Source organism: Brevundimonas sp. (assembly GCF_003248455.1).
Taxonomy (GTDB): domain Bacteria; phylum Pseudomonadota; class Alphaproteobacteria; order Caulobacterales; family Caulobacteraceae; genus Brevundimonas.
This window is the reverse complement of sequence record NZ_QFNM01000040.1, coordinates 1-22,764: the sequence shown is the minus strand read 5'-3', so window position 1 is coordinate 22,764 and position 22,764 is coordinate 1. Positions and strand designations below refer to the sequence as shown.

Sequence of the window (22,764 nt, the reverse complement as noted above, 5' to 3'; positions counted from 1 at the left end):
TTGGTGAAGCCGATCATCCCGGCCTTGGCGGCGGAATAGTTGGTCTGGCCGATCTGGCCCTTCTGGCCGTTGATCGAGGAGATGTTGACGATGCGGCCGTGGCCCCGGTCGCGCATGCCGTTGATGACCTGGCGCGTCATGTTGAAGACGCTGTCCATGTTGACGCGGATCACGTCGGACCACTGGTCGTGGCTCATCTTGTGGAAGAAGCCGTCGCGGGTGATGCCGGCGTTGTTGACCAGGATGTCGATGGGGCCCAGTTCGGCCTCGACCTCCCTAACCGCGCGGGCGCAGTCGTCGAAACTGGCGACATTGCCCTTGACCACCATCACGCCCAGGGCCGCGGCCGTGGCCTGGGCCGCCTCGTCATTGCCGGAATAGCCGGCGGCGACCCTGACGCCGTCTTCCGACAGCCGCTGCACGATGGCCTTGCCGATGCCCCGGGTGCCGCCCGTTACGAACGCTACGCGCGCCATGTCGTTTCCTGTCCCTTCGCCAGCCCTTGGAGGGCCGTGTCCGATCTCAGGATCAACGAGCGGCGGGGCGCGCGCAAGGCGTGAATCCGGCGCGACGGACGTTCGCCGGCCGCCCCGCCGATGCGATCAGGCGGCCAGCCTGTCCATGTCGATGACGAAGCGATAGCGCACGTCCGACCTCAGCATCCGCTCATAGGCGGTGTTGATCTGGTCCGGGGCGATGGTTTCGATGTCGCAGGCGATGCCGTGGCGGGCGCAGAAGTCCAGCATCTCCTGCGTCTCGCGCACCCCCCCGATCAGCGACCCGGCGATGCGGCGGCGACGCCACAGCAGGGGCACGGCGTGGACCGGCAGGCCCTCGGTCGTCAGCCCCAGCATGATCATGGTTCCGTCGCGGGCCAGCAACTGGATGTGGCTGGCGATCTCGTGCGTGGCCGAGACGGTGTTGATGATCAGGTCGAATTGCTCGGCGGCCGCCTTCATCGCATCCTTGTCGGAATTGATCAGGAAATGCCGGGCTCCCATCCGTTCGGCGTCCGCCTTCTTGCGGTCCGAGGTGGACAGGACCGTGACCTCCGCCCCCATGGCGGTCGCCAGCTTGACCGCCATATGGCCCAGGCCCCCCAGGCCGATCACCGCCACCTTGGACCCCGGCCCGACGCCCCATTCCTTCAGCGGCGAATAGGTGGTGATCCCGGCGCACAGCAGGGGCGCCGCGACGTCCAGCGCCAGGCTGTCGGGGATGGACAGGACGAAATGCTGGTCCACCGTGATGTGGTCGGAATAGCCGCCCTGGGTGATCGTCTCGGACGTGCCGCCCTTCCTGTCCTTGCCGCCGTAGGTGCCGGTGAAGCCGGGAATGCAGTATTGCTCCAGCCCTTCCCGGCAGGCGGCGCATTCGCGGCAGCTGTCGACCATGCAGCCGACGCCGACCCGGTCGCCTGACTTGAAACGGGTGACGTTTTCGCCGACGGCCCTGACCACGCCCGCGATCTCGTGGCCCGGCACCAGGGGATAGGTCGACCGGCCGGTCTCGCCGCGCGCGGCGTGCAGGTCTGAGTGGCAGACGCCGCAGTATTTGATGTCGATCACCACATCGTCCGGGCCGGGATCGCGCCGTTCGAATCGATAGGGCGTCAGCGGCTGGTCGGCGGCGGTCGCCGCGAAGGCGCGGGTGGCGATCGGCATGGAGGATCCTTCAGGCTTTGCGGCGGGTGGAGCCTAGATGTGGCCCTGGCCGGGCGGTCGCAAGACGGCGCGGCCTATTTCAGCTTGGCGATCAGCGCCTGGGCCGCCGCCGGGTTGCGCACCTTGGCGCCTGAGATGAAATAGGCGAATACCTCGCCGTCCCTGGCCCAGCCTTGCGTCTGTTCGGCGATGGCGTCCAGTTCGGCGCCCGTCATGCCGGTCGGTTCGTCCTCCCGGCTGGACATCAGCCGGGCGTATCGAAAGTCGGCGGTCGTCTCGTCGATCCGGGGCCAGGTCGGCTCCTCGTCGTCCACGGCGTAGACGATGGCGGCGCCGTATGCGCGGGCCAGGTCATGGAACCGTTCGGTCGCGAAGGTGGGATTTCGCACTTCCAGCGCATGACGCAGCCGCACGCCGTCCTTCTCCTTGGGCAGCAGCTTCAGGAAGCCCTCGAAATCCTCGGGATCGAACGTCTTGGTCCCCATGACATGAAATACTATTAGCAGCGTCAAGATAAACAGCGCTTTCAGGCGGGTTGAGACCGGACCCAGTATGCTGGTCTTCGGTGTTATGCCGCTCTCTATGAGGCTTACCAGCGCGAGCGCTAGAACAAGACGGCTGTCGAGGACGCCCGCCAATCGTTTCGCAGACTTTCACTCGTTGACCGTTGGCCGCGACCCTCCAAATGCCCCAGAGAGCCGCGCACAGGCCTCTCATGGGCGTTCTGGCTCACGACCACGATCAACCCGTTCCGTGCCTTCAGAGACGCGCTGAGAGCCATTCTTCGCGGCTAACAGAAGGCCGGGGGCGAACGCCGTTGGAGGATATGTTCCAACGAGGATCAGCAGGTCGATCACCCGAAGACGAAATCCTGTCAGCAGATGTCGGGAAGACGACCATCCTCAGCTTTTCACCGAGCGATCTTTGGTCAGCTTGACCAGATGGAATTGCGCGCTGGGATTCCAACTCGCAAAGTTTTCGCGGTGGACCTTCCCCCAGCCTTGAACGGCATCGTCCTTGGTCCGGTAGAAGCTGATCCGGTCGTAGCCTTCCGGGTGGACCTGCTGCTTCCAGATCACGGCCCACCGGCTCAAACCATTGTCCGCTTGGAACACCTCGCCTTCGAACTCTCCCCACCATCCGGGTTCTTTGGCTTTGGTGGCTCTGCGTTTGCTCTTAGCCAGTTCGACCGGATTGCCGGTGATGTCGCGGAAGGGGATCACCACTCGACCCCTTCTGAGTGGCCATGACAGACGATGTTGTAATCCTCTGACCCTTCCTCGACCATGTTCAGATTGGCGAGACGCGGGTCGCCCATGCTCCCGATGTGGGTCTTGCCATTCGCCGATTTCTCTTCCGACATCTCGCGACACCAATCCTCTCCATCGGAGGATAGGAGGCTGATCATCACCGGGCGACCGCTGCCGTCCTTGTGGGTAACATCGATGGTGTAGCCTTGCTCGATGGCCAAATGGATGACCTCGCCGAGCGTGATGGTTTCAGCCGAAACGTATGCGTTGGCCATGATGTTTTCAGTCCTGACGAGTTTGCGACGCGCGCCCGAGGTTCGCCTTGCGACGTGCCCAAGCGGCTTTAGCGATGGCAGATCGTTTGCGGCTGTCCGCTCCCCGAACTTGCTGTTCGGCCATCGCGCGGATGGCTTGGAACACGTCTTCCATCACGCGGTCTCCCACGGCCAAGGCCCGTAGTTCTTGCGGCATGTGTGCTCGTCCCACATGCTCAATACGTTCGGAGGCAAACCGTCGCTGATGTCGTCGTCAGCGAAAATCCGCGTCCCAATCGGGACCGAATATTCAGGAACGTAGACCGCCATGAGAGGCTGGCTCCCATGATCTTTGGGCGGCACGAAGCACCGGTTCGGAAGCAGCGCGTCAAGCTGCTCCCAATAGACTTCGTGGTTGTTGACCAGCCACAAGTGGACCTTCGACGGCTGCGACATCGCAGCCCGAGCGGCTTCCATTTCGTCGCCGGTCATGCGGCTTCCTTCCCGGTCACATGGGCCAGCGCCGCCTTAAGGTAGGCGACCTGATCTTCCAGCTTGGCCTTGTCCGCATGGAGTTCGCCGTTGCGGCGGATGATCTGTTTGACCTCCCACTGGAGACGCTTGGACCAGCGATCAGTCACCTCTTCTTGGGTGTCCATGCTCTCGGTTGACCAACGCCATGTGTAGCCCTCAGGTGGCTGACCGCCCCGGCTATCTGCCAGCGTCTTGAGAGTTTTTTCGGCCGTCTTCTCCCACATCCGCGCGACTGATCGCGCGCCGTCGCGCTCGCTGATCGCCCCGGTGAGAAGTTCATACCGCCCATAGCCAGCGGCAAAAGTCGTAGACATTTTATGGGGGTCCAAGCCCAAGCCCACGACTTTGCGCTGAAGGCCGCGAGCGTCGGCGAGGATCGCGGTGTCGTCATTTGCGACGAGCATTCGGCGAAGGATCGTGGTCAGCAGGATTTCGTCGGCGGGGGTCATGATCGTTATCACTCCTTGGTTTATCGGCTTCATTCAGCGCTTAGAAAACGCGATTGAGACGGTCGCAGCACGGGTGGGCATCACGCGACCCTCCGGTCTATGGCGAGGTTGGCGATGCGCTCAGCTTCCTGACGCAGGGCCTCGCCTTCGGCTGCGAGGGTCATGGCTCGATCTTCGAGGCTGCGGCCCAGTCGGATCAGCTTCTCCACATCGGCGCGGAAGACGACGGTGGCCTCGTTCTGATCCGGGCCGAAGAATTCGTCTCTGATGTCGCTAACCCATACGCGGGGCACATCGAGCTTCGCCGCAACAGTGGCGTCGGAAGCATCTCCGGCGTATCCAATGTCTGTGTAGCAGGCGGTGATTTCATCCAGCACGCGGCGGCGGTCTTCACGGGTCGGCTGACGCACTTCTGGGCGAGGGTTGTTGGTGACGAGGCGGGGCATTGGTTCGACTCCTTTGTTGTTGGAAACAGGTTGCGGACTTTGCGGCGGATTGACCGGCGGCAGCGGCACTACGACAGCGAGATTGGCGACCGCCCGATGGGCTTTGGCCTTTCCGAAGCGCGGGTTGCACTTCGGACAGAGGTCGTGGGTTCGGGAGTGGCCGACACTCCAACCGCGTCGCCGAAACGCTTGGTTGGCGACTGCCGGGGGCGCAGAGGCGCCGCTAATCACAAGGTAATCGTGGGCGCGACAGTCAGCGCAGGTGATTTGGACGTGCGGCTGCTTTCGCCCGTCATCGCCACGCTCGCGCGAGACAACGGCATATGCTTCGCGTCCGCTCATTACGCCACCGTCCCTTCACGCCGCTTCATTGCCTTCCGAGCACGCTTCAGGGCGGCCCTATTGATTCTCTCGAAATCAGCAGCGGATGCTTGAGGTTCGGGCATGATCTTGACACCCGTCAGCCGGTCGATTTCCCGACCCATGAACCGTTCATCTTCTGCGCTAGGACGCGGCGTTGAAGTCCAGACAAACAGCGGCTCACCGGACGGGTGTCCGTCAACAACCCATTGAGTGATAACCTGATCATCTGCATACGCAGACGCAACGCGCTTGCCGATTTCAGGAGCGCAGGGTTCTTTGATGTGAAACCACGCACGACCCGAAGGCAGGCGACCCATGTCATCAATGTTGATACCGGCAATGCCATCGGCGTAGTGAAAAAAGTATTTCATCGTATCTCCCATCATTTCTGCTTCGCCGATCTGGCGTTGCTCTTCGGTGGGTGGATACTCACAAATACACGCGCGCCATTGCCATATGACAGCAACGGCGAAAACTATGCCAAACTATGACACTGGCGGCTTTTCTATTGTTAACCGGGCGTTAACTACGGGTTGATCAGGTCAGGCATGGCCGCGAGAACCTATTTCCCCACGGACCTGCTGGGACAATCTAACGTCTGCGACGTGCTCGGCATTAGCCAGCGAACCCTTGCGCGGCGCTTTGAGCACCACACGGCCACCAACGACGCCTCGAAAATTCCCCCGTTCATCAAGGTCGGGAAGCAGCGGCGCTGGCGGTATGACTATCTGCTACTGTTCAGGGACAATGCGACCACCCTTCGCGGGTATCTTGAAGGCGGCTACCCACCTCGGGGCGATGAGATTGAGCATCAATCCACATCCGATACTCTGCCGCCGCTCGGCGTTGCCCTCGGACTCATTTCCGGCTGGAAGGAGCAGGAGCGGTGGCGACGCGCCAGCGACATCCTGACGCGCAAAGCTTTCCGCACCACCGGCGAGATGCGCTTCAAAGACTTATGCTATCTGTATGATCCTCAATGGAACGATCCCACAGATCAGGAAGTCGAAGCGTTCACCCGAAACATCGAGCTAGAGACAAAGGCTGTTTTTCTTGAAATCGGCCTGCCTTGGATTAAGTCATTCGCTGATCGCGATGAGCAATATCACACGATGTTAGCTGCAAAGAACGCCATTGCTGCCGCATTGAGAAACTTGTTTAAGGATGAGAAGCGATGGCGCGAGAGAGCCGAGGTGGGCGACTATGAAGCAGATATGCCAATGATGCCGCCAGCCGCGTGATCCGCACAATCATTATCCATCTGAACGGTCCTCCGACCGGATCGTCCACGCAACCCTCGCGGCGAGGATTTAGTCGCTCTTCCCAGACCCCGACCACTTTGGCGACTGAGCGTCATCCTCGGTCGGGTCCTTCAGATCGGCTCGTCAAAGCGCGCGACTACCGCCGGGGGCGCCGAGGCGAGGAGCTTTTCGAGCTTGGCCGTATGGGCGCGACATCGTGCCTCCAGTAGGTCATGCTGGTCAGACAGCCACCCCTCCGGCAGTTCTCCCCGTTTGTAGCCTTCCAGATCGTCCACGCCGAACAGCAGGTCGTCGTCGTTCATCGCCGCGCCTCTGGCTTCAGCCACAAAACCGCCCACGCGACCCTCGCCGCAAGCGCGAACTCACCTTCTCTCCAGAGGGTTTGGAACAGTTCGATCAAGGCATCAGCGGAAGGCCCTCGCCCAGATCGGAGGCAGAGATAGTTCTCTGCGCGGCCAAGCCATGCGCTGCTGAAATGTCTGTAAGAGTCGGTGAGACCGCGAGCTTCGAAGTGGTGATAGATGTCCATACCGGAGGTCTCCTTTCCGGTATTTATCTACCTATGCCGTCAGTGCGCCTCTCGTCGAGAGCAACACTGCGGCTGCGGTCATTACGACCGACTATGACGCACCCACGCCTTAAATGCTTCTGTCTTGACCCCGACCCTTGCGTTTCACCTTGGGCTTTGGTGTCTAGCTGCTACTAAGATTGAGCGAGGATGTCGGCCACGGGCTATCCACCCCCGCTCGATCATCTCCACATATGCGCGGGGCGCTCTGCATTGTCCGAAACGTCCTATGATGCTCTCAGTCGGGAAGAGTTAATCCACGCGCTCAACCGTCGCGATGCTGAGGAAGCGGGCGCGCTGCGACTCCACTATAAGGGCCAGTCGCTTCCGTGGCGGATTGTTCGGATGGTGAAACCCCGCCGTCAGAAGATCGAGGGGAAGCTTTGCGTCGGTTCCGAGGCGGACCAAGCCTGCAACCTAATCGTCGAAGGCGAGAACCTTCAGGCGATGGTCTCCCTCTACAAGTATCGAGGCCAAGCGGACCTCATCATCGCTGATCCGCCCTACAACACAGGCAAAGACTTCCGCTACAACGACCGCTGGGACACCGACCCTAACGACCCAGACCTTGGACCCCTTGTGTCGGCTGACGACGGTTCAAAGCACAGCAAATGGCTGCGCTTCATCGTGCCCCGACTTTGGGCCATGAAGGAGATGCTTCGTCCTTCTGGCGTGCTGGCGATGTGTATCGACCAGCGGGAACTCTACCGACTGGGAATGGTGCTGGACGAGGTTTTTGGTGAACACAATCGCCTCGCAATCATCAATTGGCAGAAAACGACACCGAAGAATGACGTGTCGCACGTCTCTGTCACAACGGAGTATGTGCTGGTCTACGCCAAGAATAAGGATGCTGCGCGAACCCAGCGTAGCGCAAAATCTACCGCGCGGTTCCAGAACCTCGACAACGATCCGCTTGGAGAATGGAAGCAAGGTGACTTGACGGCACCCGAGCGACGCAAAGCCAGCGACTACGCGATTCAAAATCCTTTTACAGGCGAGTTCTTCGGTCCGGGCAACAGGCATTGGGCCAGCCGACGCACTCAGATGAAATCGTGGCTGCAAGAGTGGGATGCTGACTACGAAGACTACGACTTGGGGGATGATCGGGGGCTTGCCTTAGCGATTAAGGGTTGGGCACGGGCCAGCGAGGAGAAGCGGGCTCAGCTTCTCGCTAAGTCGCGAGCGCGCGCGCAAACCCGGCTTGATCAAGGTGCATGGCCAACCCTTTATTGGGGGCTCGACGGGCTTCAGAAGCCGGTCAAAAAGATGCACAAGGAGTTAGTAAAGGCGGGTGTTGTTCCAACCACTTTCTGGGTGGAGGAGGACGAAACACCTACCGAGATCGGCGCGGTATCTTGGCTTTCCTCGTTGAGCGGCCGGAGTCGCGATGGGGTTGAAGAGCTTAACGCACTTGTAGGACGTGATCACGGCTTCGAGACCGTCAAGCCGCTCAAGTTAATCAAGAAGCTGATCCAAATCTGGTGCCCGCCGACTGGTATTGTCCTCGATCCGTTCGCGGGCTCAGGCACGACGGCTCACGCCGTTCTTGAACTCAACACCGAAGCTGGTGCGAATCGTCGGTTTATTCTCGTGGAGCAAGGGCGCCCGGAGCGTGGCGACCCTTACGCAAGAACCCTGACTTACAAACGTGTCGAACGTGCAATCAGCGGCGAGCGTGTTGATAAGGCAGGGGTCGTAAGCAGAACAGCCACGCCTCTCACTGGCGGCTTCCGCTATTCCAAGTTGATGCTGGCGGTTGATGCCGACGCGGTGTTGGCGTTGGAACGGGAAGAGATGCTCGATCTGTTGCTTACGTCTCATTGGGACCAGAGCGAGCGGAGCGCTTCGCACTTGCGTCGGCTTCCGGCGGGCCAGCACGCCCATCTCTTTGCCGTCAGCGCGCGAGGAGAAGGCTTCTTTCTCGTGTGGAGCGGGCCAAGTAAAGCTTCGGTTTTTGACCGGGCCACGTTTAAGGCGATTGTGGAAGAAGCCAAGAAGGAGGGCCTGTCCGCACCCTACCACGTCTATGCAAGAACCTCGATTTACCCCGGTCCCAACATAGAATTTTACCAGATACCGGACCGGATTCTCGATAAACTCGGCTTTAACGACACAACTCAACCTTACTCATCTGCGGCTGAGCACGCAGGATGACAAGCATTATAGAACTTCTGCCGTTCCAAGTTCGAGCCTCTCAGCAGATCGTAAACCGTTACCTGAAGCTGACGGAGGACCCCAAGCGTCCCTCCGTTCACAAAGGATGGGACGTTCCCTACTACCAAGCACTCGCGGCGCTGACAGGCGCAGGGAAAACACCGATCCTTGCCGACGCCATCTCTCAGATGCGTGCGACTACGCCAGTTGCCCCTATCGTCCTGTGGATTTCAAAGGCTAAGGCAGTCGTTGGTCAGACTTATGGAAACTTCGAGCCCGGCGGCAAATACAGCCACCTGATCGAAGCCTATGAGGTGGTCTACCTCGCGGAACTTACGCCTGAGCGCATCGCGGATTCCAGCACAGCCTTCGTGGCTCTCACCACGGTGGGCACCTTCAATCAGAAGGATAAGAGCGGTGGCACTCTCAGCGTCCACAAGACAGATGATGATGCTGGCGACGGCTCTCTTTGGGGCACTTTAACGGCAAGGCTTGGAACGGACGGCAAACGTAGGCCGCTCTTCGTTGTCTACGACGAGGGGCACAATCTCTCGGACCAGCAAACCGAATTGCTGCTCGAACTTGAACCAGACGCCATCCTCGTCGCGAGCGCGACGATGCGAACACCGGGTCGCCTCGGCAAGTTGATCGAGCGCCTCAAAGAAGTCGGTTGGTCCGATCTCGCGCAGGACGACGACAAAACGGACGTGAAACCCTGCCTTGTCACCGCCGTAAGCAGCAAGGCTGTGGTTGATGCGGAGCTTGTGAAGCAGCAAGTCGTAATCGGCGCGTCCACGTCCATTATGGAGACGATGATCGACTCTCTGATCGAGTCGATGGAAACCGCGACGGAGAAGGCCGAGCTTCTGCAAGCAGGTTTCTTGCCAAAGGCCATCTACGTCTGCCGCACCAACATCAATCAGGACGATGGTTCGACAGATGTGGTGTCGCGACCGTTCGTGGAGCGCAAGGCACCTCCGATTCTGATATGGCGCTATTTGGTGGAGCAGAAGGGCGTAAATCCGTCCGAGATCGCGGTCTACTGCGACCTGAAGCTGGATCGCACCGCCCATCCGCCGCCGCCTGATTTCAAGCTGTTCTCAGGCGGAGAGCAGGACTTTGCCGTCTTCTCGGCGGGCAACTACCGCCATGTGATCTTCAACCTGAGCCTTCAGGAGGGTTGGGACGATCCTGCGTGCTGTTTCGCTTACATCGACAAGTCGATGGGCTCCGGCGTGCAGGTCGAGCAAGTCATCGGACGTGTGCTTCGCCAGCCGGGGGCGAAGCATTACGCCGACGCCGACCTCAACACGGCGACTTTCTTCATCCGCGTCGATGACAAGCAAGAGTTCCCTAAAATTCTGAGCATGGTTCAGGCCAAGCTTGGGGCCGAAATGCCGGAAGTGAAGGTCGAGGGTTTCAGTGACCCCAAAGACCGCCAGCGCGCCCGCCAAGACGCCAAGAAGGTTCGCACTGTCCCCGAAATCCATATCGACGCGAGCGAGGCCCTCGGCCCGCTTGCAGACCGCTTGAGCGAGGTCCACGACTATCGTCCCGACAAGGTGAACACCGCTGGCAAGGGAGAGATGGTGCGGGCCGTTCAGGAAATCGGCACGGGCCAGAAGCCCGACGTGCAGCCGGTTGAGACGCCCCACTCGAACCGCGTCACAGCCCGCTGGATCGTAAGGCGAGGGATGCAATCGCTATATCCCGAGGCTGCAAAAGCCATTGATTGGGCTGACGGTAGGTTCGACGCCTTCATTGAGATCACCAGCCCGGCGGCGGCGGCGCTGAGGCAGGATGCTGAGCAACTCGCACTCGCTTACGTCAAGAACAGTGAACTCGTCTTCGAAGAGGAAAACCCGTTCACGGTTGGTCCGGTCCTCGTAAATCCGGCGAAGGCCAAGCCATACGCGAACGCTCTCCACAGCGCGTATGACCTCAATCCGTTGGAGCACCAGATTGCGGAGGCGCTGGACGCCACCAAGCTCGACTGGGTGCGAAACCCGGTGAATGGCGGGTTCGCCATCCCCTTGCTCGATATCGGCGACAAGCGCCGCTTCTTCCCTGATTTTCTCGTTTGGAAGGACGACCTGATCTTCGCCATCGACCCGAAAGGCGGACACATTCTTGCGGGGGATGCGGGCAAGAAGATCATGAACATACAAGGGGATAAGGGAGAGCGGAAGCTCCTCGTGCGGTTCATCAGCGAAGGGAGATTCAATGATGACCTTCAGAAGCTTGGGTCCAATGGCCTGACTGTTTTCTCGGCGGTTAAGTCTACAGGGAAGATCAGAGCCAAGGCGGTGAACGATGCGAAGGAGGCTGTTGAAGTCGCTCTTAAATCGTAGTCTTTTCGCCGATAATGGAGCGGTCAGCCCCACTCCAACTCTCCCGTGAACCGCCTGTAGCTTTTCCAGCCGTCCCCGCCGCCAGCCTCGGTGATGCGCGGAATGCCGAGCGCGTCGCACTTCGCTTCCACCTCAGCGATCAAGGCCAGCGCGACGGGCCCATTGCGAGGTCCGTGAACGTCGCGAAACATCCAAGCCGCCCCGAGCGAAAGCGGACGAAACTCGACGAGAAGCTGGGTTTGATACTCAGCTATCGCCAGCTTCCCCGCCGCCACTTCGGAAAGTCGGTGGGAGATGCAGTTCCGATATCGAAGCCCTGCCTCCAGAAGGTCTCGCGTTGTCGAGAGCGGTCTTAGGTCGTTGTCGCCAACAGGAACTGGGTTCACCGGCAGACGATCCGCCCGGCGGATGAAGCGGTCGAGCAAGCGCGGCAACGTCGATGTGGGGCGCATCTGCGCGATAGCCTCCGCTACCGTCTCGTCAGACGCGCGCGAGCAGACCGACTGCACGAACTCCACGGCCGCGTTGAACGTGGTCGCCTCAGCGCCGGTATCGAGCCGTTCGAGCGTATGGGTGTGATGCCAGCGCGGGTCGAGGGATGACAGGACTTCGAGCTTGCGCCGCGTGATCCGCCCCGCTCCGCGCAAGGCATCGGCCGCCCGGACATCGTTGCGCGCGAGCATCTGGAAGATGGCGAGATAGTCGGCCCGTCGGTCCAGCGGTCGCTCACCGATGCGTTCGAGCAGCCCCGGAAGACCCTCGGGGACATCACCAAAGGTCATGCGGAGGATGTCCGCGACGCGACCGTGGCGGACGACTTCGGCGAACGACATCGGGATGAGGTCTTCGCTCACGTCGAAAACTCCGGCCTTTACCTCATACGCTGCCAGCGCTGCGAGGATCGCTTGCCGACGCGCAGGGGCGGCCGTGAGCACGCGCGACAGGATGCCGGGCACTTCGTCGTCGAGCTTCACCAAAGCGGCCGTGGCCCACCCCAGCAGCCCTCCCTCACGCATTGAAGCGCTCCCATGGGAAGCGGCCTTGACCTTGAGCGTTCGGCGCAGTCTGGAAGGCAACCCAGCGCCACTTCCGCGTCTCGCCCGGCGTCGTGGCATGGTCGAATACGATGCGCTGCGGCGCGTTGGTAAGGTCCGCAAGGATCGCCTTGATTGCGATGGCCTCGGGGACCACGACGGGGACGGTGATTTCCCCGGCAGCTTCCGCCGGAGGGCTGATGAACAGCCACTCTGTCGTGCTGATCCATTGGTGAGGACCGGCGACGGCGTTCATGAAGAGTTCGAGTTCGAGACCGTCGATCTCGCCCGCCTCGTCAGCGACGGCGCGGACAGCCAGACATCGCAGCGGGGCTTCTTCCGGTGCCATTCAACCTCCTATTTTGTGGAGGTTTCAGCGTCTCATGCAAATTCAGCCCGTCAACCAGATCGGGGACGATGTAGGCGGTCTCTCTCGACCGTTAGGAGGTCGTTTCCCTGACCGTGGTGAACTCTGGCCATGAGAAGGGGATCGAATGTCACGCGCTTCCGCCGCTGGCCGAAAGGTCGGGCCAAGGGGTCGAACGCGAAGTTCGTGGGCACCGTTATCGTCGTCGCGGGGGCGGCCTTCCTCGCCACGCTGATGTGGCCTCGTTCCGCCGATGTGGTGTCGGCCCGCGACGGCGGCGATCCGGTCTCGGCTCAAGACACGAGTTGGGCCTACGACTTCGCGTGTGAAGTGGCCTTTGTGAACGACGGCGACACCCTCCGATGTGAGGCCGGGACGCGGGTTCGGCTCCACGCCATCTCTGCGAGAGAGACGGACGGATCGTGCTCGCCGGGACATCCATGTCCGACTGCATCTGCGTCGATGAGCACAGCGGCTTTGACCCAACTCGCCGGTCGCCGGATCACCTGCCTCCAGACTGGCACCAGCTACGAGCGCGTCACTGCGATCTGCCGAAACGCCTCCGGCGTGGAGATCAACTGCGCCATGGTGGAGCGCGGGGCGGCGGTTGTGTGGGAACGCTTCAACCGGCAACATCCCATCTGCATGAGCTAAGGAGGTGACCATGTTCGGATCGAGGGGGAGGAAGGCCATCGAGCAAAATAGCGTCGCTGTGCTTGAAGGCTTTCACAACACGGTCGAGGACGATCTCGGAGAAATAAGTGATCGCGACGCGACGATCATGTTCGCCGGATGGCTGCATTACAGCATCGCCTTATTGGTTCAGTCTGGGCAACTAAAAGTCGGCGAGATTCCCGCCGCGCTCCAAGCTGGCGCATTGGCTGTCCGTTCAGCCGCCCCGGATCACGGGTTGGGTCATTCCTACATCGAGGTCGCGCAGAACAGAATCTTCGAAGCCATGCGTGAAGCCAATGGATCGCCGATATGGCCTTTTCTCTACCACGCTGCTGCGAGTGAAGACCTCCGAGTTTCCGAGGCAGCGTTTGCTGGAGCCTTAATGCGTGAGACCGAAGCCGTGGCGAGAATGCGATAGTCGAGACTACCGTTTGACAGATGGTGTCAGCGTAAGATGGACCATCGGCGACGGGCAAGCTTCCGCCGGGATATCCTTCACGCCAGTTTGTGTGTGATTTTGGAGTATGCCTCGCCCCAAACTGCGGGAATGCGCGCCCACTCTTCCGGTCTGGAGGCGCGCACCAAGGGGGAGTTGTGAAGTGAGTGCCGGATAATCACACCAGTTCCCTCCAGTAGTGGTTCGGCCCGTGCAGCCTTCTTTCCGACAAGGACGACGACCTCGATGTCAGGCAGCAACTTCATCAGGTTTCGCACTTCCGCAACCCCCTCGATAAGCTCCTGCCGCGTAATCTTCCGCGTGCCGTTCCAGCCGGGCACCACATTCCACATCAGGGTGTCATCTCTTGGAATTCCAGCCGCTTGCATGAAAAGGAAGGTGGCCTCCGCAGTGGGGTCGTCGTTGTCCCTGCTGATGAAGCCAGAGCCGACCCGTCCTGATCGAGATGTCGATGTCATCGGGCCGGGCTTCTCCTTGAGGAACAGGATGCGAGAACGGATGCCGCCATCCAGCGGGTCGAAGTCTGGCACTTCAATGTTGTGTCGGACGCGGAGGTCGGCGGCGAACTTGGCGAGCGGCATGATGTGCGGAAGATCGAGCATGGCTCGTCGAACCGCCCGCGCTTCAGGATCGCGCATCGAGCGCGGCAGGGTCGGCGGCTCGATGTTCTCAACAGGCTGACGCATACTCGCTCCACATCGCTGACCAGCGAATAGCATTGGCGAGCACTCGCGAGGAATTCACATGACAATCGAACTGCGCGAGCGATTGGTCTCGACGGCTCTCGAATGGCAACGGCGTTTCGGCGTTGCACCGTCGATAACTTCCGCAATCTCGGAGTATGACGCAGCCGTGCTGGTCGGTGTGCCCATGAACAAGCTGGCTGAAGCAATCGGCGACGCGAGCGCGGTTCGAAAAGGGTTCGACTTTGTGTGGGAAGGCAAACGCTACCAAGTCAAAGCCAATCGACCCAGCGGCCGTCGTGGATCAACTGTGACGAAATGCGCGAAGGCTTCAAACTACGATTTCGACGTGCTGATCTGGCTGCTTTACGATCCACATTACGTCATTCAGGAAGCGTGGCGTTGGGACGCGGCGGATTACCGATCCATATGTGGTCCACTTGTGCATGTCCGTCCGCAGCATATGCGTCAGGGCACTCCCATGATGTTCGGCCACATCAATCAGCGCGCCACCTTTTGAGGCACGGCTCATCCCCCCGCCAACTCACTTCACCTCATTCCCCGCCAGACCGAAGCCGCCTCCGATCAGACTGCCACCCGTCACATCGACCGTCAGCCCCAGCCGCTTACGCTGCTCCGCGTAGTGGAGGCGTGCGGTGCGAGCTTCCTCCAGCACACCGGTCATTTGGTGCGACATGTCCTCGATCTGATCGACCAACATTTCGATGCACTTCTCCTGCACATCGAGGCGCTTCTGGGCGTCATCCAAGGCGTCCGCCAACAGTGACATGATCTCGTCCTGCGTCATCGCGCTGCCGCCTTCCGCGCACGGTAGTCAGCCGCCCGTTCAGCGGCCGTCTTCGGCACCTTCAACGGATCGGCCTTCCGACCGGGTTTGGCCTTCTTGTAGGTCAGTCCGAGGTCGATGAAGTTCAACGAAGTGCGGAAGGGAAAGCCCGCCGCCCTGAAGTAGTCGGCAAGGAAGGTCGCTTGCTCTTTGTCATAGACCGTGACCGTCACCGGCCGAACATCGTCGGGCATACGCAGGGACGACCGGAAGACGATCTGGATCAGGTCTTCGAATTCGCGATCTCGACGAACTGCCTCATAGTCCAACAGTCCGCCCGTCATTGCGGCGAAGACCTTGTTCTCCGCGTCGCTGGCCTTGGCGCTGTAGAGGACCGAGCACTCGGTCAGGAACCGGTATTTGTTCGACCCTGCGATTTTGGGCGAGACCTGCTCACCCGGCAGTCTGAGATCACCCCGCCTCTTATTGACCGCCCAGTAATGCTGGTCAGCGGTGGCATTATCCCGAACCCACTTCGACCATGCCGCAACGGCTCGGCGGCCTGCATCCGTTTCCCCGAAGAAGGTCGAACCGGCGCGGTGATCGTCCGCAACGTAGTTGATCGTCAGGTCGCGGCCCTTCCACGCGAGGCTCTGTCCAATCGAAAGAGGCTTCCACGACACGTTGCCGTGCAGCGCCGTCGTCAGCCGATAGGTGATGAGACTGGTGAAGCTGTTGGCGAGAACCACGGCTCGGTCGTAGACCGCCAGTTCAGTCACGTCCCAGATGCTGAAGTAGGTCAGACGTTGGCGGTGCTGGAGTTCTTCCCATGCTTCCAGATTGACGACGGCGCCGCCGCGTTGAACTCGATTGTGCAGCGCTGCGACCGGCCGAGTGAGGTCGTCGGCCGCAAGATCGCGAGACGAGGGCGCGTCGGCCTTGGCCAGCAGCTTGGAGTAGCCCTTGGCGAAAGGCTCCAGATTGTAGGTCGCCTCCCAGAACGGCGTGGAGGCACCAAGGTCGAACGATCCCGAGGACCAGACCTTTGGGTCTTCGTCGATGATGATTGACCAGCCACGCCCCTCGACGACGAAGTGATCTACCATCTTCATCGCCTCGTGGGTGATGATGACGACAACATGCTCCTCGTCGCTGGAGCGTTCGATCATCAGCGGGAAGTCGCGGGAGACGACATTGCCCGCCTTGCTGGACAACGAGCGGATGGCGATGAAGCGACCGGCCTCAGCGGCTTCTTTCGCGATGAGGCTATGACGTCTGTCAAACTCCTCCGTGCGATCCACCGCGTAGATGTAGCGGCCGGGCGTCCGCCCCATGTGTTGAACCGCCCACGTCGTCTTTCCAGCGCCACATGCTGCGCTGCTGTAGTAAATATCCTGATTGTGCATTAGAGATTAGAACCGGGCCGAGACCCCTATGCCTTCGGCTGTATCTCTACTTATAACGGATATAGGCCGAACTGCATTATTAATCGCGTTTCGAATGATCGAAAGAGGCCGTCACGGGCGCACCCCGTCACATCATTACTCTAATATTCTTTAGAGGATTGGCGTGACGCGCTTGAGCGCCATTCCAATCCTTGTCTGCGGATACATTGCGCTGCGCTACGCGCAACGGCGCCTCGCCTTCGATCACGGCCTCCCGGCGAAGGGCCGCTCGGCCTATCGAAGCCAAGTCGCTCCATTGGGAACTGGATGGGGTCGAGGAACCCGGCTCTTTCCCCGATCAACGCGAAAGCAAGGCAACGAAGAGATCGGCCGCCTTCGCCGATCTCGAAGTTGCTGGCGGCGCCGGAAGGCGTCGGCGACATCGCTGGGCTGCTACGTTTCAGTTCGAGCACGTCATTCGACAGCGGAGGCTTCCGATGTCCTTCGGTCGAGACCCCAACTTTCTGATGGTCGCGAAGCGACCGGGTGGGTGCGCCAGTGACGCCCCGTCCAGAAATGGGTGAGCAGATCGCAGCCAGTTTCCAGTCTCGCAGAAGGTATACTTCTCGGAGTGGTCGCGGCCCGGCTCTGGAAGTATCTCGTTAATCATCAGATATGGATGACAGAATCTCCGAATACCGTATCCTGAAATCTATCTCCGACAACGCGGAGCTTTCAGAGGTTTTCGGAAACGGATGCTGATCGGATATTCGAGGTGCTCGGCTCGTGGGCAAAATCACGAGTCTCAAATCGACGCGCTGGAGCGGGCAGGGTGCGAACGTATCTTCATCGAGACCGCATCTGGCACCCGCAGTGATCGGCCGCAGCTAACCGAGCTTCTCGACTTCGCCCGGCCCGGAGATACCGTGGTTGTCCTGCGGCTCGACCGTCTCGCCCGTGATGTCCGCCAAATCCTCGATCTCGTCGATCAGTTCACCCGCCGCGATATCGGGCTGAAGTCATTGAGCGAGGCCATCGACAGCACCACACCCAGCGGTCGGCTTGCGGTCCACACCTTGGCAGCGCTCGGACAGTATGAAGTCGAACAGAAACGTCTCGCCTGTGAAGCCGGGCGGAAGGCCGCGATTGCCCGTGGTCGTCTCGGTGGCCGCCCCAAGGCTATGGACGAGACCAAGCTTAAAATCGCTAAGGCGCTGATGGCCGACGATCAGCTTTCGATGTCGGAGATCGCCCGTCAGGTGGGGGTGGCGCCGAGCACGTTGTATCGAACGGTGCCGGGTGGCCGTGCCGCATTGGGCCAGCCAGTCGCTTAGACGGACGGCCATGTATCCAAAGCGTGATCGAGCGGAACTTTGGTTGATTGCCTTGTTGGTTCTGGCGACGGTCGTTCAGGCGGGCTTCGTAATTGCGTCTTGACTGGACTGATCTGCTGAGAGGTCTTCGACGCTGATGTCCGTCAACGGCCCGAAATAGTCTGCTGGGCCTCCCGCACGCATTACCATTGCCGCATACTTTTCGGGCCACACGGCTATGGGGGCCGCTTCCGCCGCCTCGCGCGCCGATTTACGGGCCTTGGCAGCTTCACGGATGACGTCGAACTTTGCCTGATCCACCGTCATAGCTCCTTGCATCCGCCTTGGTGAACCTACGCGAAAATCCTTGAGAGAATGTAGCTGACGGCTCGCTCGCCTGTGGAGATGTAACCAAACTGCTTTCCCCCCAATCAAATGTTCCCCATACGTTCTCATTATGAGCGAGAGGGCATATCAGGGCGACGAGACGACGGGCTTCCAAAGCCCTGCACAGGACCACATCGAAGGCGTGCCCGATCTCGCTGAGCTTCTGGAGCTACGTCGGCCTCAGCGATACGCAGTCAGGGTCAAAGGCGAGGGACTGCGAAAGCGCGGCATCCACGGTGGCGACATTCTCGTGGTCAACACCGACGCGGAGCCACGGTCTGGCAAGGTCTGCGTCGCCTTCTTGCACGGCGATGTCGTGCTTGCGGTCCTTACGGAAAAGGACGGGCAATGGTGGCTAGAACCATCCAATCACGCTCCTGAACCTGTCTCTGACGAGACCGAAGTCTGGGCCATGATCGCCGCGCTGGTTCGGACGGATGTCTGATGTTCGGTCTGATTGACGGCAACAATTTCTATGTCTCGTGCGAGCGGGCCTTTGACCCGACGCTGATTGGTAAGCCGATGATCGTGCTGTCGAACAACGACGGCTGCGCCATTGCGCGGTCTGCGGAAGCCAAGGCTCTCGGCGTGAAGATGGGCGAGGTCTGGCACCTGTCGAAGCGCAAGCCGGAGTTCCGGGGCATCATCGCGAAGTCGTCCAACTACGCTCTGTATGGCGACATGAGCCGCCGCGTGTTTGAGGTTCTGTCCGAGAGTTTTCAGAGGGTCGAACCCTACAGCATCGACGAAATGTTCTTGGACCTGACGCAGTTCGCGAGGGTGGACTACTGCCGCCGCGTTCGAGATCGCGTCCGCCAAGTCACCAAGATTCCAACCTGCATCGGAATCGGGCCGACGAAGACGCTGGCGAAGCTGGCGAACAAGCACGCGAAGGGCGGGCCGACCGGCGTGTCCGACTTCAGTGACCTCGACGCCCGGCGTCAGGCGTTTGCCGAAATGCCTATCGGTGAAATCTGGGGCGTGGGCGGGGCCAGCCAAACAAAGCTGAACAACCTCGGCATCCACACGGTCCACCAGTTTGCCGCGCTCTCTTCGGCCAGCGTCAGGAAGATCATGACCGTCACAGGGCAGCGGACTCATGCAGAATTGAACGGCGTGTCCTGCATTCCGCTGACCCTTGCTCCCGATCAGAAACAGACGGTGGCGGTGACGCGGATGTTCGGGCGCCCAGTCGAGACTTGGAAGGACATGCGCGAGGCTTTAGCTGCCCACGCTGCACGGGCTGCGGAGAAGTGTCGAAAGCATGGGCTGGTAGCGAGCGCGATGCAGGTGTTCTTCCACACGCATCCGCACAACGGCGACCCTTGGTATAATGGCCAGCGTTCGTTTGAGATCGAGCCGACTGCGGACAGTTTCGCGATCATCGGTCAGGCCGTCGCAGCGGGCCGGTCGATGTGGAAGCCTGACACGCGCTACGCCAAGGCCGGGGTGATCCTGCTGGACCTTCAGGCCGAGGCTGATGCGCCCCGTGACCTCCTGCCTACCGTTGATCCGATCAAGTCCGAGAAGCTGATGACGGCGCTGGATGCCGTGAACGCGAAGTTTGGACGGGGGACATTGCGGCCGGGCGGGATACGCCCGGTGACGCCGTGGTCCACGCGGGCGAACAATCGGTCACCTCGATACACGACGCGGTTCTCCGAACTGATGGAAGTGCGAGCGTAGACCGCTAGACGGGGATGATCTCGGCACAGTCGTAGAGCTTGTTTTCATCGAGCCGAGGGAACAGCGCGAAGTCGCGAACCGTCATGTCCTGAAGGGACGCAACGAACCGGTCGAACTCCTGTTCGAAACCAAGCCTCGGGTGGATCGTCCACGAGCCGTCACGCTCGCGGGAAACGTAGACCTCACCATCTTTCTGCAAGTCGGCGAATGTAATCATTCGACAATTTTAAGCGTAGCGCGAGCGTGATGCAAATATGGCAGCGCTTCGTTCCGTATTAAGATCAAGCTGCGCCAGAACCCCAAGTTCGTTTCGGGGTTGGGAGAGCATGTCGCCTGAAGTAAAAAGCCTACGAGAACAATCTGTTCGCTTTCGCGCACTGGCCCGTTGGGTAACGGACGCCCAGACCCTCGCGGCTATTGAAGGGCATTGCGATGACCTAGATCGCCGTGCCGCTAAACTCGAATGTGGCGCATCTAGCGCCGCCAAATCGGACGAGCCGGGCGACAACGCGCCGTCCGCGAACCTTCAGGCGGACGGCGCGATCAGTTCAGCCGCATGACCTCGGCCGACGCATAGAACCCGGCTGGCCCCATCTTCGGGAAGATGGCGAACCCGCGATCCTCAACCTCGTAGAGGTGCGCGACGAGCGTATCGAACTCTTCCTCACAGTCTGGCCGAGGCTGAATCAGGATTGCTCCCGTCAGCGGAACCACGATGTGAATGTCGCTACCGGCGGCGAGATCGTCGAACGAAACCATGGGTCGCAATATCGCAAACTGTGTTGGTCGTCATCAAATCAGCCGACCACAAACCGTTCAGGACGCACTGCCGCAAACAGGTCGCGAGCTTCTGCGGTGGGGTCCAGCCACGCCTCCCAATCATGCTGATCGAGGATCATCGGCGCCCGCGTGTGATAATCGCCCAGCCATCCAGCCGAGGGTCCGGTGAGGATCGTGAACGATCCGAACTCGCCAGCATCAGGTGTGATGACGTGATCCCACAAGCCCGCGAACCATAGGAGATCGCCATCTGCCCGAGCGAAGCGGTGCTTGATCTTCGCTCCCTTCTCGCCGGTCCATTCAAACCATGCGCTGGCAGGAATGATGCAGCGGCGTTTGGCATACGCCTCACGGAAGGTGGAGGTGCCAGCGCAGGTCTCGGATCGTGCGTTGAAGGTCGAGAGCTTGAAGCCATCGTCTTTGCCCTTATCCGTGTCCTTGAGGGGCTTGCCCGACCGCCAGAAGGGCACGAGGCCCCAGCGCATCTTTTCGACCACCCAGCCGTCGCTCTCCAGCCGTGCAGTAGCTTGAATGGTCGTGGGACGAACATCGTTGTCGGGTTGGAGGTTCAGAGGTGGAGTCGTGACGGGCGCAATGGTCGAGAGAGCCTTGTGGATTTCGGCCCATGTGAACTTTCCGGTTGTCTCAAACCGCCCGCACATTACCGCTTCACAAACTCGCGGATCATTGCAACTACCGCATCGCGTTCAGCCTCTCGAAGCTTCCCCCAGAGTTTGAGGATCGTGCGCTCGGATACGCTGCTGCCGCTTGGATCGGGATCGTCGTAGAGGTCCGCAACGCTGCACTTGAGAGCCTCGGCAACCCTGACCATAGCAGCGGCCGAGACCCGGTTCGTGCCCCGCTCATATTTCTGAACTTGCTGGAAGGTGACGCCTATTGCGTGACCGAGATCGGCCTGTGTCAACCCGGCATTCTCACGACGGGTGCGGACAGTCTTTCCGATTTGGAGATCGATCTCTGATGCGACGTTTGTAGGCATTGTTCGCGTATAGCGCGACACTTCCGCTCAACCAATCCGCGAGTTGCGATCAGTGCCGAAGAGCGTCACGCCACGAGGAATGCAAGGTGCGGCCGTTCAGCCAAACGTGCCCGAATAAACGAAGTGAGGTCAGCTTCGCTCTCTGACATCTGTTCCGGCGTGATAGCACCACGAAAGAGTTCGTAGCGGAGCCAGACGCGGTAGGTATTCACGACATCAGTCTCTCCGTAGTCGGCGCATTCTTGGATGCGCCCGGCTCGGACGTGCTCCCAGACCTTTGAGCCATCAATCCCATCGGGCTTGCCGGGCAATCCCATCATTTTGCAAAGGTCATCCAGCGATGCCTTGGCGTTCGACTGGAAGCTGGCAAGTTCGTCACACAGATCGACGTGGGCCTGATCATAGCGCTTGAAGTAGGGGCGGGAGGTCAGACCCGATGCAGCGATCCCGTTGACCATCGCCCGATACCTCAAAACGGGCAGATCGAACCCATTGCCGTTGAAGGTCACCAGCGTCGGTCGGAGGCTGTCCACGCGGGCTGCGAATGCCGAGATCAGATCGACCTCACTCCGCTCGCCAATGTGGGGGGCACCCAGCGACTGGACGCGCCAAACGCCGTCGATCCGCTCTGCGATCAGCGCAGCGAGAACAGCGACCTTGTGGAGCGGAAGCTTCGGAAACTTTTCGCCGAGGATTTCGACGGCCTCATCGTCGGTGAGGGCATCGCGACCGTGGTGGCGGGCGAGGGTCTCCGTGCAAGGGACGGTTTCGAGATCGAAGACGATGGTGTGCTGGCTCAAATGACCTCCGGGCTGGTGACGTGCCTCTGAGTTTTCATCCAGCGGCGACCAGAGTCCTTGGGTTAGTTACGCCTCGCAGCGTGGGGTGAGCAACAGGCCGAGCCGCGCAGCT

The 22,764-nt window shown here is 60.4% G+C and carries 31 protein-coding genes and 1 pseudogene; 9 read left to right on the top strand and 23 right to left on the bottom strand.

Going from position 1 to position 22,764, the window contains the following annotated elements; genetic code table 11:
* From DI624_RS13845 to DI624_RS13800, 10 genes and pseudogenes are all read right to left on the bottom strand, one after another.
* Window positions 1-476: SDR family NAD(P)-dependent oxidoreductase (locus DI624_RS13845; RefSeq protein ID WP_291539652.1), on the bottom strand; the 476-nt coding region annotated here is incomplete at its 3' end.
* 126 nt (window positions 477-602) lie between these two features.
* On the bottom strand, window positions 603-1,664 hold the full coding sequence (locus DI624_RS13840; protein ID WP_291539650.1) for an NAD(P)-dependent alcohol dehydrogenase: 1,062 nt from the start codon (window positions 1,662-1,664) through the stop codon (window positions 603-605).
* A gap of 74 nt (window positions 1,665-1,738) precedes the next feature.
* Window positions 1,739-2,149, bottom strand: a pseudogene (locus DI624_RS13835) (DUF72 domain-containing protein); the annotation flags it as partial.
* A gap of 417 nt (window positions 2,150-2,566) precedes the next feature.
* Window positions 2,567-2,890: a hypothetical protein gene (locus tag DI624_RS13830; protein WP_291539647.1), complete on the bottom strand. Its 324-nt coding sequence runs from the start codon at window positions 2,888-2,890 to the stop codon at window positions 2,567-2,569.
* Window positions 2,884-3,189, bottom strand: a complete 306-nt coding sequence (locus tag DI624_RS13825) for a hypothetical protein (protein ID WP_291539644.1) — start codon at window positions 3,187-3,189, stop codon at window positions 2,884-2,886. Before DI624_RS13825 ends, DI624_RS13830 begins: the two co-directional genes overlap by 7 nt.
* Before the next feature lie 7 nt (window positions 3,190-3,196).
* Window positions 3,197-3,343 (bottom strand): hypothetical protein, encoded by a 147-nt coding sequence (locus DI624_RS13820; protein WP_291539642.1) that lies wholly within the window; start codon window positions 3,341-3,343, stop codon window positions 3,197-3,199.
* Window positions 3,343-3,660: a hypothetical protein gene (locus DI624_RS13815; RefSeq protein ID WP_291539640.1), complete on the bottom strand. Its 318-nt coding sequence runs from the start codon at window positions 3,658-3,660 to the stop codon at window positions 3,343-3,345. Before DI624_RS13815 ends, DI624_RS13820 begins: the two co-directional genes overlap by 1 nt.
* Entirely contained in the window at window positions 3,657-4,151 is a 495-nt protein-coding gene (locus DI624_RS13810) for a hypothetical protein (RefSeq protein ID WP_291539639.1), read from the bottom strand. Before DI624_RS13810 ends, DI624_RS13815 begins: the two co-directional genes overlap by 4 nt.
* 80 nt (window positions 4,152-4,231) lie before the next feature.
* Window positions 4,232-4,597 (bottom strand): hypothetical protein, encoded by a 366-nt coding sequence (locus tag DI624_RS13805; protein WP_291539636.1) that lies wholly within the window; start codon window positions 4,595-4,597, stop codon window positions 4,232-4,234.
* 341 nt (window positions 4,598-4,938) lie between these two features.
* Window positions 4,939-5,331, bottom strand: coding sequence for a hypothetical protein (locus tag DI624_RS13800; protein ID WP_291539634.1), 393 nt, complete (start codon window positions 5,329-5,331; stop codon window positions 4,939-4,941).
* A 177-nt stretch (window positions 5,332-5,508) separates the two neighbouring features.
* On the opposite strand from DI624_RS13800, the gene DI624_RS13795 reads away from it, so the two are divergent.
* A complete protein-coding gene (locus DI624_RS13795; RefSeq protein WP_291539632.1) occupies window positions 5,509-6,201 on the top strand; it encodes a hypothetical protein in 693 nt (230 codons plus the stop codon).
* Between the two features lie 131 nt (window positions 6,202-6,332).
* Here DI624_RS13795 and DI624_RS13790 read toward each other — a convergent pair whose 3' ends face one another.
* Window positions 6,333-6,524, bottom strand: a complete 192-nt coding sequence (locus DI624_RS13790; protein ID WP_291539629.1) for a hypothetical protein — start codon at window positions 6,522-6,524, stop codon at window positions 6,333-6,335.
* Window positions 6,521-6,751 carry a DUF6626 family protein gene (locus DI624_RS16165; protein ID WP_367142134.1) on the bottom strand — a complete coding sequence of 77 codons (231 nt, stop codon included), beginning with the start codon at window positions 6,749-6,751 and terminating at the stop codon, window positions 6,521-6,523. The genes DI624_RS13790 and DI624_RS16165 overlap by 4 nt, the downstream gene beginning before the upstream one ends.
* A gap of 189 nt (window positions 6,752-6,940) precedes the next feature.
* On the opposite strand from DI624_RS16165, the gene DI624_RS13785 reads away from it, so the two are divergent.
* Window positions 6,941-8,947 carry a site-specific DNA-methyltransferase gene (locus DI624_RS13785; protein ID WP_291539626.1) on the top strand — a complete coding sequence of 669 codons (2,007 nt, stop codon included), beginning with the start codon at window positions 6,941-6,943 and terminating at the stop codon, window positions 8,945-8,947.
* A complete protein-coding gene (locus DI624_RS13780; RefSeq protein ID WP_114815845.1) occupies window positions 8,944-11,298 on the top strand; it encodes a DEAD/DEAH box helicase family protein in 2,355 nt (784 codons plus the stop codon). The genes DI624_RS13785 and DI624_RS13780 overlap by 4 nt, the downstream gene beginning before the upstream one ends.
* A gap of 23 nt (window positions 11,299-11,321) precedes the next feature.
* Here the strand turns inward: DI624_RS13780 and DI624_RS13775 are convergent, their stop codons facing one another.
* The gene (locus tag DI624_RS13775; RefSeq protein ID WP_291539622.1) at window positions 11,322-12,272 is read right to left on the bottom strand and encodes a hypothetical protein; all 951 of its coding nucleotides are present in this window, start codon (window positions 12,270-12,272) and stop codon (window positions 11,322-11,324) included.
* A 34-nt stretch (window positions 12,273-12,306) separates the two neighbouring features.
* Entirely contained in the window at window positions 12,307-12,681 is a 375-nt protein-coding gene (locus DI624_RS13770) for a hypothetical protein (RefSeq protein ID WP_114815847.1), read from the bottom strand.
* Window positions 12,682-12,810: 129 nt separating this feature from the next.
* Between DI624_RS13770 and DI624_RS13765 the strand changes: the two genes are divergently transcribed.
* Together DI624_RS13765 and DI624_RS13760 are read left to right on the top strand one after the other, a co-directional pair.
* Entirely contained in the window at window positions 12,811-13,353 is a 543-nt protein-coding gene (locus tag DI624_RS13765) for a thermonuclease family protein (protein WP_245945008.1), read from the top strand.
* 10 nt (window positions 13,354-13,363) lie between these two features.
* Window positions 13,364-13,792, top strand: a complete 429-nt coding sequence (locus DI624_RS13760; RefSeq protein ID WP_114815848.1) for a hypothetical protein — start codon at window positions 13,364-13,366, stop codon at window positions 13,790-13,792.
* Between the two features lie 77 nt (window positions 13,793-13,869).
* Here the strand turns inward: DI624_RS13760 and DI624_RS13755 are convergent, their stop codons facing one another.
* A complete protein-coding gene (locus DI624_RS13755) occupies window positions 13,870-14,517 on the bottom strand; it encodes a uracil-DNA glycosylase (protein ID WP_291539614.1) in 648 nt (215 codons plus the stop codon).
* Window positions 14,518-14,575: 58 nt separating this feature from the next.
* On the opposite strand from DI624_RS13755, the gene DI624_RS13750 reads away from it, so the two are divergent.
* Window positions 14,576-15,034, top strand: coding sequence for a hypothetical protein (locus DI624_RS13750; protein ID WP_114815850.1), 459 nt, complete (start codon window positions 14,576-14,578; stop codon window positions 15,032-15,034).
* A 24-nt stretch (window positions 15,035-15,058) separates the two neighbouring features.
* Here the strand turns inward: DI624_RS13750 and DI624_RS13745 are convergent, their stop codons facing one another.
* Together DI624_RS13745 and DI624_RS13740 are read right to left on the bottom strand one after the other, a co-directional pair.
* Window positions 15,059-15,322, bottom strand: a complete 264-nt coding sequence (locus DI624_RS13745; protein ID WP_114815851.1) for a hypothetical protein — start codon at window positions 15,320-15,322, stop codon at window positions 15,059-15,061.
* Complete coding sequence (locus tag DI624_RS13740; protein WP_291539610.1) at window positions 15,319-16,635, bottom strand: hypothetical protein; 1,317 nt, start codon at window positions 16,633-16,635, stop codon at window positions 15,319-15,321. Before DI624_RS13740 ends, DI624_RS13745 begins: the two co-directional genes overlap by 4 nt.
* Window positions 16,636-17,441: 806 nt before the next feature.
* Between DI624_RS13740 and DI624_RS13735 the strand changes: the two genes are divergently transcribed.
* Window positions 17,442-18,020 (top strand): recombinase family protein, encoded by a 579-nt coding sequence (locus tag DI624_RS13735; protein WP_291539607.1) that lies wholly within the window; start codon window positions 17,442-17,444, stop codon window positions 18,018-18,020.
* A gap of 75 nt (window positions 18,021-18,095) precedes the next feature.
* Here DI624_RS13735 and DI624_RS13730 read toward each other — a convergent pair whose 3' ends face one another.
* Window positions 18,096-18,320 carry a hypothetical protein gene (locus DI624_RS13730; protein WP_291539604.1) on the bottom strand — a complete coding sequence of 75 codons (225 nt, stop codon included), beginning with the start codon at window positions 18,318-18,320 and terminating at the stop codon, window positions 18,096-18,098.
* A 136-nt stretch (window positions 18,321-18,456) separates the two neighbouring features.
* Here DI624_RS13730 and DI624_RS13725 point away from each other — a divergent pair, with 136 nt between their 5' ends.
* Window positions 18,457-18,831 (top strand): LexA family transcriptional regulator, encoded by a 375-nt coding sequence (locus DI624_RS13725; protein ID WP_291539601.1) that lies wholly within the window; start codon window positions 18,457-18,459, stop codon window positions 18,829-18,831.
* Window positions 18,831-20,072 carry a Y-family DNA polymerase gene (locus DI624_RS13720; RefSeq protein WP_291539598.1) on the top strand — a complete coding sequence of 414 codons (1,242 nt, stop codon included), beginning with the start codon at window positions 18,831-18,833 and terminating at the stop codon, window positions 20,070-20,072. The genes DI624_RS13725 and DI624_RS13720 overlap by 1 nt, the downstream gene beginning before the upstream one ends.
* A 4-nt stretch (window positions 20,073-20,076) precedes the next feature.
* Here DI624_RS13720 and DI624_RS13715 read toward each other — a convergent pair whose 3' ends face one another.
* The 5 genes from DI624_RS13715 to DI624_RS13695 form a co-directional block, all read right to left on the bottom strand.
* Window positions 20,077-20,289 (bottom strand): hypothetical protein, encoded by a 213-nt coding sequence (locus DI624_RS13715; protein WP_291539596.1) that lies wholly within the window; start codon window positions 20,287-20,289, stop codon window positions 20,077-20,079.
* A 326-nt stretch (window positions 20,290-20,615) separates the two neighbouring features.
* Entirely contained in the window at window positions 20,616-20,831 is a 216-nt protein-coding gene (locus tag DI624_RS13710) for a hypothetical protein (protein ID WP_291539593.1), read from the bottom strand.
* Window positions 20,832-20,869: 38 nt separating this feature from the next.
* Window positions 20,870-21,514: an SOS response-associated peptidase gene (locus tag DI624_RS13705; RefSeq protein ID WP_291539590.1), complete on the bottom strand. Its 645-nt coding sequence runs from the start codon at window positions 21,512-21,514 to the stop codon at window positions 20,870-20,872.
* Complete coding sequence (locus DI624_RS13700; protein ID WP_291539585.1) at window positions 21,514-21,873, bottom strand: helix-turn-helix transcriptional regulator; 360 nt, start codon at window positions 21,871-21,873, stop codon at window positions 21,514-21,516. Before DI624_RS13700 ends, DI624_RS13705 begins: the two co-directional genes overlap by 1 nt.
* 44 nt (window positions 21,874-21,917) lie before the next feature.
* Window positions 21,918-22,652 carry a 3'-5' exonuclease gene (locus tag DI624_RS13695; protein ID WP_291539582.1) on the bottom strand — a complete coding sequence of 245 codons (735 nt, stop codon included), beginning with the start codon at window positions 22,650-22,652 and terminating at the stop codon, window positions 21,918-21,920.
* Window positions 22,653-22,764: the final 112 nt, after the last annotated feature.